This is a genomic window from Pseudomonas sp. NFACC37-1, from assembly GCF_900101575.1.
Classification (GTDB): Bacteria; Pseudomonadota; Gammaproteobacteria; order Pseudomonadales; family Pseudomonadaceae; genus Aquipseudomonas; species Aquipseudomonas fluorescens_AA.
The window spans coordinates 1-8,221 of record NZ_FMUZ01000067.1 but is presented as its reverse complement, the minus strand read 5'-3'; the positions used below and the strand labels follow the sequence as shown (position 1 = coordinate 8,221).

General features: G+C 59.7%; 12 protein-coding genes. All 12 read left to right on the top strand.

What is annotated here, in order from left to right:
- Positions 1 to 73: 73 nt before the first annotated feature.
- Positions 74 to 559, top strand: coding sequence for a phage terminase small subunit P27 family (locus tag BLP82_RS29560; protein WP_092177005.1), 486 nt, complete (start codon positions 74 to 76; stop codon positions 557 to 559).
- A complete protein-coding gene (locus tag BLP82_RS29555) occupies positions 559 to 2,286 on the top strand; it encodes a terminase large subunit (protein WP_092177003.1) in 1,728 nt (575 codons plus the stop codon). The genes BLP82_RS29560 and BLP82_RS29555 overlap by 1 nt, the downstream gene beginning before the upstream one ends.
- Positions 2,287 to 2,297: 11 nt before the next feature.
- Entirely contained in the window at positions 2,298 to 2,462 is a 165-nt protein-coding gene (locus BLP82_RS31340) for a hypothetical protein (protein WP_092177000.1), read from the top strand.
- The gene (locus BLP82_RS29545; protein ID WP_256576690.1) at positions 2,455 to 3,792 is read left to right on the top strand and encodes a phage portal protein; all 1,338 of its coding nucleotides are present in this window, start codon (positions 2,455 to 2,457) and stop codon (positions 3,790 to 3,792) included. The genes BLP82_RS31340 and BLP82_RS29545 overlap by 8 nt, the downstream gene beginning before the upstream one ends.
- Positions 3,789 to 4,490 carry an HK97 family phage prohead protease gene (locus BLP82_RS29540; protein WP_092176997.1) on the top strand — a complete coding sequence of 234 codons (702 nt, stop codon included), beginning with the start codon at positions 3,789 to 3,791 and terminating at the stop codon, positions 4,488 to 4,490. Before BLP82_RS29545 ends, BLP82_RS29540 begins: the two co-directional genes overlap by 4 nt.
- A gap of 9 nt (positions 4,491 to 4,499) precedes the next feature.
- Entirely contained in the window at positions 4,500 to 5,759 is a 1,260-nt protein-coding gene (locus BLP82_RS29535) for a phage major capsid protein (RefSeq protein ID WP_092176994.1), read from the top strand.
- Positions 5,760 to 5,818: 59 nt separating this feature from the next.
- The gene (locus BLP82_RS29530; protein WP_092176991.1) at positions 5,819 to 6,040 is read left to right on the top strand and encodes a hypothetical protein; all 222 of its coding nucleotides are present in this window, start codon (positions 5,819 to 5,821) and stop codon (positions 6,038 to 6,040) included.
- A gap of 2 nt (positions 6,041 to 6,042) precedes the next feature.
- Complete coding sequence (locus BLP82_RS29525) at positions 6,043 to 6,519, top strand: head-tail connector protein (RefSeq protein WP_092176988.1); 477 nt, start codon at positions 6,043 to 6,045, stop codon at positions 6,517 to 6,519.
- Positions 6,519 to 6,854, top strand: a complete 336-nt coding sequence (locus tag BLP82_RS29520) for a phage head closure protein (protein ID WP_092176985.1) — start codon at positions 6,519 to 6,521, stop codon at positions 6,852 to 6,854. The genes BLP82_RS29525 and BLP82_RS29520 overlap by 1 nt, the downstream gene beginning before the upstream one ends.
- A complete protein-coding gene (locus BLP82_RS29515) occupies positions 6,847 to 7,377 on the top strand; it encodes an HK97-gp10 family putative phage morphogenesis protein (RefSeq protein WP_092176982.1) in 531 nt (176 codons plus the stop codon). The genes BLP82_RS29520 and BLP82_RS29515 overlap by 8 nt, the downstream gene beginning before the upstream one ends.
- On the top strand, positions 7,374 to 7,742 hold the full coding sequence (locus BLP82_RS29510) for a tail completion protein gp17 (RefSeq protein ID WP_092176979.1): 369 nt from the start codon (positions 7,374 to 7,376) through the stop codon (positions 7,740 to 7,742). Before BLP82_RS29515 ends, BLP82_RS29510 begins: the two co-directional genes overlap by 4 nt.
- Positions 7,743 to 7,805: 63 nt before the next feature.
- Positions 7,806 to 8,221, top strand: a 416-nt coding sequence (locus BLP82_RS29505) for a phage tail tube protein (protein ID WP_305883188.1), incomplete at its 3' end; no start/stop codon positions are given.

Here is an 8,221-nt window from a genome sequence, read left to right as displayed (position 1 = left end):
GCCCTTTGGCTTCTAGACCGCGCCCTCAGCCTTTCTTTCACGACCGCGAAATTAAAAAATCAGGAGTTGCGCGATGGGGGGCACCGCCACGGTCGCCGGCCGTGGTCGCAAACCCAAGCCGACGGCCCAGAAGAAACTCGCTGGGAACCCCGGTAAGAGGGCCTTGAACGAGGCCGAACCGCAGTTTTCAACGGTCACAAATATTGATCCGCCGGACTGGCTGAGCCCTCGGGCCGCGACCATGTGGCGGATGCTGATACCTGAATTATTGCGCGAGCATGTTGTTGCGCTCACTGATTTGCACAACGTCGAAGCGTTCTGCACCGCCTATGACAAGTGGCGAATGGCAGAAGAGGCGGTCCAGCAGTTCGGCATCGTGGTCGAGTCAGCCCAGGGCAGCCCCATGAAGAACCCGGCACTCACCGCGGCGAATGAATCGATGCGACAACTGGTGACCTTCGGTTCGCTGCTGGGCCTGGATCCCTCCAGTCGCACCAGGATCATCGGCGGGAACAAGCAAACCTCAACCAATGAATTCGCCAAACTACTGAGTTCCTGATGACCAAAGCCGCGCATGCCAACGTTGACAAGGCGATGGCGTGGGCTCGGTCTGTTCTGCGCGGGAAAGTGCCGGCGTGCCGATACATCCACCAGGCGATTCAACGCCACTTCGATGATCTGGCCGCCAGCCGAAAGCGCGGTTTCCGCTTCAAGTTCGATCCTGCAAAGGCTGAGAAGAAGCTGAAGCTGATCCAGCTGCTGCCTCACACGAAGGGCGAGTGGGCATTCAAGCGTCAGTTGATAACGCTTGAGCCTTGGCAACTGTTCGGCCTGGCGGTGACGTTCGGTTGGGTCAAGAAGAAGGGCGGACACCGCCGGTTCCGCGAGAGCTACTGGGAGGTGCCTCGCAAGAACGGGAAGTCTGTTGTCGCCGGCGGTGTGGGCATCAGCATGTTCGTGGCTGATGGTGAATTCGGCGCCGAGGTGTACGCCGGCGCGACAACGGAGAAGCAAGCCTGGGAAGTTTTCCGGCCTGCCAAGCTCATGGTCAGCAAGTCGCCGATGTTGGTCGAGGCGGCCGGCATCGAGGTCAACGCCTCGAACATGAATATTCCCGCGGACTTCAGTCGCTTCGAGCCCCTGATTGGCAACCCCGGCGACGGTGCGTCACCCAGCTGCGCCATAGTCGACGAGTATCACGAGCATCCGACCTCAGCCCAGTACGACACCATGCTCACCGGCATGGGCGCCCGTCGGCAGCCGCTGATGTTCATCATCACCACGGCCGGTGCTGACATCGAGGGTCCGTGCTACGACAAGCGCCGGCAGGTAATCGAAATGCTCGAGGGCACCGTGCCCGACGAGGAACTGTTCGGCTGGATTTGGACGCTGGATGAGGGGGACGACTGGACGGATCCGAAAATGCTGGCCAAGGCCAACCCCAACCATGGGGTTTCGGTGTTCCAGGAGTATCTGGAAAGCCAGCAGGCTCGGGCGATCCGTTCGGCACGCTTTACCAACACGTTCAAAACGAAGCACCTGAACCTCTGGGTTAGCGCCAAATCCGGCTTCTACAACATGGAAAGCTGGAAAGCTTGCGAAGACACCACGCTGACGTTGGATCTGTTCGAGGGGCAAGAGTGGATAGCCGGCTTCGACTTGGCGCGCAAGTTGGACATGAACTCAAGGGCTCGCCTGTTTTGGCGAATCATCGATGGCAGAATCCATTATTACAGCGTCGGCCCAAAATTTTGGGTGCCCTACGACACGGCGTTTGACACAGACAATAAGCGGATGTCTGAGCGGTTCCAGGCCTGGATTCAATCCAAGCATCTGGAAGTCACTGACGGTGCTGAAGTCGATTATCGAGAAATCCTGGAAGACACCAAGGAGGCCAATCATCACGCTCCTGTGCGTGAATGTCCTATTGACCCCCACGGTGCCACAGGCTTGAGCCACGACCTCGATGACGAAGGCTTCAATCCGATCACAATCACGCAAAACTACACGAACATGTCGGACCCGATGAAAGAACTGGAAGCCGCGATTGAGTCTGGACGCTTCCACCATGACGGCAATCCGATCATGACCTGGTGCATCGGTAACGTGATCGGAAAAAACCTCCCCGGCAACGATGACGTTGTCCGCCCGATAAAGCAGGGCGAAGACAACAAAATCGACGGCGCGGTCGCGCTGATCATGGCGATAGGTCGTGCGCTAATCCTGGTCAAGGATAACGGCGGCAACATCAGCGACTTTTTCTCAAGCCCCATCATTGTTGGATAACAGGAATACCCATGAATACAGGCCTCCTCATATTTCTGCTGGCGGCCGTGGCCGGGTTCTGCCTGATAGTTGGCGGCATTTTTGTTCTGGCCGGCCTCGGTTGGTCTCTTATTGCCGGCGGCGTGGCGTTCCTGCTGGCCGCCGGCTTCATTCGCAAGGGGCTGACCAGTGAATAAACCCCTCAAGTCTGTGCTTCGCCAGGCTCTGTTTAAGTCGGCTGAGCCGGGAATAGTGAAGTCCTCGCTGGCGGGCTGGGTGGGTCGGCGAATCGGATTGGGTGATGCTGCGTTCTGGAACGGTTACTACGGAACCGACTCCGCATCTGGCAAAACGGTGAGCCAGCAAACCGCGCTCCAACTGTCCACGGTGTGGGCCTGCGTTCGCCTTATAGCTGAAACCTTGGCGACATTACCGATAGCTCTCTATGAGGACAAAAACGGTGTGCCGACGGTTGCCACAACGCACCCTGTCCACCGCGTGATCAGTATCCAGCCGAACGCCGACCAGACTCCAGTGGAGTTCTGGGAGTGTGTGGTAGCCAGTCTCCTGTTGAGCGGTAACAGCTTCAATGAACCCCATCGCGTGGGGCGTGAGCTTTCCTCGCTGGAGTTTCTGCTTCCTCAAGCTGTATCGCCACCAAGGCGCACCAGCAGCGGGGCGATCGAGTACCGGTTCACGGATAGTGAAGGCAAGTCTCACACGCTGCTGGACGAGCAGATGATGCATACCCGCGGCTTCGGTACCGATCCGCTGTGCGGCCTGAGTCCCCTGGCCATGGGGCGTAACGTTTTCGGTGCGGCAATGGCTGCCGATGAGTCGGCCAGCAAGATGTTCGCCAACGGTATGAAGCTTGGCGGCGTGCTCTCTACCGACCAAATCCTGAACAAGGCCCAGCGAGAAGACATCCGCGAGGACATGGCCGCCAAGTTCGCCGGTGCCGTGAATACGGGGAAAACCATGGTGTTGGAAGCGGGCATGAAGTACCAGCAGGTGTCGATGACACCTGAAGACGCCCAGATGCTTCAAACCCGGGCCTTCAACGTCGAGGAGATCTGTCGCTGGTTCCGCGTTCCACCGTGGATGGTCGGGCACACCCAGAACAGCACTAGCTGGGGCACCGGTATGGAGCAGCAGATGATTGGCTTCCTGAGCTTCACCCTGCTGCCTTGGATGAAGCGGATCGAGCAAAGCATCAATCGCCGCCTGCTTCGGCCAGAGGAGCGGCGTCGTTTCTACGCCAAGTTCAATCCTGAAGGCTTGTTGCGCGCCGACAGCGCAGCCAGGGCCGCGTTCTACAGTTCTATGACGCAAAACGGCATATACACGCGCGATGAGTGCCGGATCAAGGAGAACCTGGCACCAGAAGGCGGTAACGCCGCGAAGCTCACCGTGCAATCCAACATGTTGCCAATCGACAAGCTGGGCGAGGGTGGCGGCGATGCCCAGCAAGCCCGTTCAGCGCTATTGGACTGGCTCAATGACAAACCCAAGGGGAACCAGGAATGAAGCATAAGGACCAGTCCCTGGCGGTGAAGTACCGCTCATTCGACTATGACGTGAAGGCTGTCGGTGATGACGGCCTTTTTTCTGGCTACGGTTCCGTGTTCGGTGTGGTCGACAGCTACAACGAGGTCGTCGCGCCTGGCGCCTTCCTCGACTCGATCGCCGAACTCAAAGCAAAGGGCCGCACGTTGCCAGTGCTGTGGCAGCACAGGACTGGTGAGCCCATCGGCTCCTGGGCCCTGGAGTCCCTGAAGGAGGACGAACGTGGGCTTTTCGGTGACGGCGAGCTGTGGATGGCGGACGCACCGTACGCGCGGATCGCTTACCGGGGCATGAAGTCTCGTTCGATCACCGGCCTGTCCATCGGCTACTACGTGCGTGATTCGAGCTTCGATGAGAAGACCCGTATCCGCACGCTGACCAAGCTGGACCTGGTGGAGATTTCCATTGTGACGGTCCCCGCGAACGACGAAGCGCGCACCGACACCATCAAGTCGAAGTTGGCCCACGGCGGTCTTCCGTCGCTTCCCGAATTTGAGTTGCTCCTGTGCGAGGCAGGCTTCTCGAAAACTCAGTCTGCGGTGATTGCCAACCGCGGGCTGCAGCATCTGCTCCGGAGCGAGTCCGTGGGCGACCTGGCAGAAGCCGAACTCGTCGAGGCGCTGAAGTCGCGCCCCGCACTCTCTCTCCCATCGTTTTGAGGATTTACCATGCATAACGCAATGAGCAATGAGGCGCGCGCCGAAAGCCGCCAGATGCAGCGCAAAGAACACGCCAACGACCAGGTCCAGCTGAAGGCTGTTAACGACCTGCTGGATCAGCGCGACAAGGAAATCAAGGCATTCGCCGAGAAGGCGAGTCAAGAAATCAAAGAGCACGGCACCATCCTGGCCGACACCAAAACCGTCCTCGACGGCCTGGTGAAGGATGGCCTGGGGCTGCAGGATCGTCTGAACGAGATCGAGCAGAAAATAGCTCGTCGTTTCGCGGCTAACGATCCGGCAGATACCAAGTCCTTCGGCGAACAGCTTGCCGAATCCGAAAGCTTCCAGAACCTGGTCAAAGAAGACCATGGCCGGGCCCGCCTGCGCCTGAAAGCGGTGACCAACATCACCAGCAGCACTTCGGGTACCGGCGGTGTAGGTGTAGGCATTCAGCCCACCCGGGTGCCGGGAATCATTACCGACCCGGAACGCCAGTTCACCATCCGTGACCTGATCATGCCTGGCCGGACCTCCTCGAACGCCATCGAGTTCGTGCAGGAGACCGGCTTCCAGAATATGGCTGCTCCCCAGGCGGGCGAGGGTGCGCTCAAGGCTCAGTCCGACCTGTCGTTCGGTCTGGTCACCACCACCGTCAAAACCATCGCTCACTGGTTCCGGGCTTCGAAGCAGGTGCTGTCGGATATCCCGCTCCTGCAAAGCTACATCAATGGCCGAGCGATCTACGGCCTGAAGTACAAGGAAGAGGAGCAGATCCTGGCGGGCGACGGCACCGGCCAGAACTTGCTCGGCCTGATTCCGCAAGCAACTGCCTTCAACGAGGCACTGCGCAAGGCCGGCGACACCAAAATCGACACCTTGCGCCGCGCCATCCTTCAGGTTCGTGTCGCGGAGTATCGTGCATCGGCCATCGCTTTGAACCCGGTGGACTGGGCAGACATCGAGCTGACCAAGGACAGTACCGGCTCCTACATCTGGGTCAACGTTCAGGAGGGCGGCGTCCAACGCCTCTGGAAGTTGCCAGTGGTGGACAGCAACGCCGTCCCGGAAGGCGAGTTCCTGGTAGGCGCAATGAACATCGCAGCCCAGGTTTTCGACCGTGAAGATGCGGCTGTTGAGGTCTCGACCGAAGACGGCGACAACTTCCGCACCAACATGGTCACCATCCGTGCCGAGGAGCGTCTGGCGCTGGCGGTGTACCGTCCCGAGTCCTTCGTGCACGGCGAGTTCGAAGACCCAACGCCGTAATCGCGGTTCCTTCCTTTCACTGATCAGGAGCGCGCCCGGGCGACTGGGCGCGATGCGCCATGCCAGAGATTCAACTGACAACCAAAAAGGGATTCCTCGATGGGCATGTTTATGCCAAGCGCGGGTCCACGATCACCGCTGACGAGTTCCGGGCGGCCGAACTGCACCGGCTTGGCCTCGTCGAGGACTACAGCGTGAGCGCGGCGCCGGAGCCCGAAAACAAGAAAGCTCCCGAGCCGCAAAGCAAGCCCGCAGGAAAACCAAAAAACAAGGCTGAGTGAACATGAGCGTGATCGACATCGACCTGGCCATGAAGCACCTGCTCGCCGAGCCTGAAGACCAGGTTTTGATCCAGGCGCAGCTGGACGGTGCAGAGGAAGCGGCACAGCAGTTTTTGCAGCGCCGATTTTTCGCAGATCAGGCCGGTGTCGATCAGGCCAAGGCGGACACAGTCCTGCGCACCAAAGCGGCGCTTGCCCAGTATCAGGCCGCACTGGTGATCGCCGATGATCCGGATAACACCGATATCAGGTGTCGACTGCGCGAGCAGGCTCGCCAGGCTCTCGCCGATGCCTACGAGCAGATTGATCTCGACGAGTATGGAATTGTCATCAATGCGGCTATCACGGCCGCCTGCCTGCTGAAGTTAGGGCACCTTTTCGCCAACCGTGAGGAGGTGGTGGTGGGGGTTACCGCCGTCGAGTTGCCCCAGGCGTCAAAGTCACTGCTGATGCCATATCGCATCCGGATGGGTGTGTAATGAGGGCCGGCAAGTTGCGGCACAGGGTGGACTTTCAACGCCCGAGCTTCGCGCAGGACCCTGTAACTGGGGAAATGGTGAAGTCCTGGATTGATGTTTGGGAGAAGGTTCCGGCCAGCGTCGAGCCGTTATCAGCTCGCGAGTTTATTGCCGCTGCGGCTACCCAGGTTGAAGTCACCGCGCGGATTGGTATTCGTCGGCGTGAGGGAGTGGAGGCAACGATGCGGATCATCCATCGGGGCAAGATCTACAACATCCAGGGCGTGCTACCCGATCCAAAGAGCGGCCTCGATTATCTGACGCTGCCCTGCAGCGAAGGGGTCAATGATGGCTGAGGTGATCGAGTTCAAGATTGGCGGCCTTGAGTCGCTTCTGGGGAAGTTTGACGCTATCAGCTATGACACCAGGCGCAAGGGCGGCCGGGCGGCGCTGAGGAAGGCCGCTCAGTTGGTCGCAGATGCGGCTCGGCAGAACGCCGCGGGCCTGAACGATCCGGAAACTTCCACCGAGATCGCCAAGAACATCGCATTGCGCTGGAACAATCGCCTTTTCAAGCAGAGCGGCGACCTCGGTTTTCGTGTCGGGGTGCTCGGCGGTGCCAAGCAGAAGAACAACTATCACACCCGCCGCGGGCGGGCCGGTGGCACTTTTGAAACTGGGGGCGACCAAAGCAACCCCGGCGGTGACACGTTTTACTGGCGGTTCCTGGAGTTCGGCACGGCGAAAATGGCCGCGAAGCCGTTCATGCGAAAGGCCCTGGCGGACAACATCGAGGCGGCCACAGCCATGTTCGTGTCGGAGTTCGATAAGGCCCTGGACCGAGCGATCAAGCGTGCAGCCAAGAAGGCGGGCCCATGAAGTATCCACCAATTTTCCAAGTGGCTGCGGCCGACCCGGCAGTGACCGCGCTGCTCGGCGTGAATCCGACCAGGCTCTATCTGTTCGGCCTGGCCCCGGACAACCCCGCAGGCACGTATTGCGTCTGGCAGATCATCAACGGTTCGCCTGACAACTACCTGGCCGGCCGCCCGGACGTTGAGAGCCACGCCCTGCAGATTGATGTCTACGCTGCCACCGCTGCCGAGGCACGCGCCGCGGGCCAGGCGGTGGAGTATGCCGTGGAGCTATCCGCCTCGGTGGCCAGCTACAACGGTGAGGACCGAGACAGCGAAACAGGCCGATACCGCTACAGCTTCAGCGTGGACTGGATAGTCCGCCGATAACCAAACCCCAGAAACCAGCCCGCCGAGTGCGGGTTTTTTTATGCCCGACATTTGGAGAACGCCATGTCGATCCTTTCCCAAGGAACCCAGATCTACGCGCTCGTGCCCACCATTGCGAATCCGGCCGTCTTCGAAATCCTTGAAATCGAATGCGCTACCGCTTTCAACCCCGGCGGCAACCCTGCTGACCAGATCGAAACCACGTGCCTGAGTAACAAGGTGCGGACCTATATGCGCGGTCTGCGTACCCCTGGCCAGGCATCGTTGACGCTGAATGCTGATCCGCGCAACGCATCCCACGTTCGCCTGCATCAGTTGTCCGAAGACGACAGCATCGAGAGCATCAGCTGGGCGGTTGGCTGGTCTGATGGCGTCGACATCGTGCCGACGGTCGGCGTCGATGGCACGGTCTCGTCCATCGAAATCACCTCCGGCGGTACTGGGTACACCAGCGCACCTACCGTGGCCTTGACTGGCGG

Coding starts and splice junctions, on each gene's coding strand:
- BLP82_RS29560 (WP_092177005.1), top strand. CDS start 74: ATGGGGGGCACCGCCACGGTCGCCGGCCGTGGTCGCAAACCCAAGCCG.
- BLP82_RS29555 (WP_092177003.1), top strand. CDS start 559: ATGACCAAAGCCGCGCATGCCAACGTTGACAAGGCGATGGCGTGGGCT.
- BLP82_RS31340 (WP_092177000.1), top strand. CDS start 2,298: ATGAATACAGGCCTCCTCATATTTCTGCTGGCGGCCGTGGCCGGGTTC.
- BLP82_RS29540 (WP_092176997.1), top strand. CDS start 3,789: ATGAAGCATAAGGACCAGTCCCTGGCGGTGAAGTACCGCTCATTCGAC.
- BLP82_RS29535 (WP_092176994.1), top strand. CDS start 4,500: ATGCATAACGCAATGAGCAATGAGGCGCGCGCCGAAAGCCGCCAGATG.
- BLP82_RS29530 (WP_092176991.1), top strand. CDS start 5,819: ATGCCAGAGATTCAACTGACAACCAAAAAGGGATTCCTCGATGGGCAT.
- BLP82_RS29525 (WP_092176988.1), top strand. CDS start 6,043: ATGAGCGTGATCGACATCGACCTGGCCATGAAGCACCTGCTCGCCGAG.
- BLP82_RS29520 (WP_092176985.1), top strand. CDS start 6,519: ATGAGGGCCGGCAAGTTGCGGCACAGGGTGGACTTTCAACGCCCGAGC.
- BLP82_RS29515 (WP_092176982.1), top strand. CDS start 6,847: ATGGCTGAGGTGATCGAGTTCAAGATTGGCGGCCTTGAGTCGCTTCTG.
- BLP82_RS29510 (WP_092176979.1), top strand. CDS start 7,374: ATGAAGTATCCACCAATTTTCCAAGTGGCTGCGGCCGACCCGGCAGTG.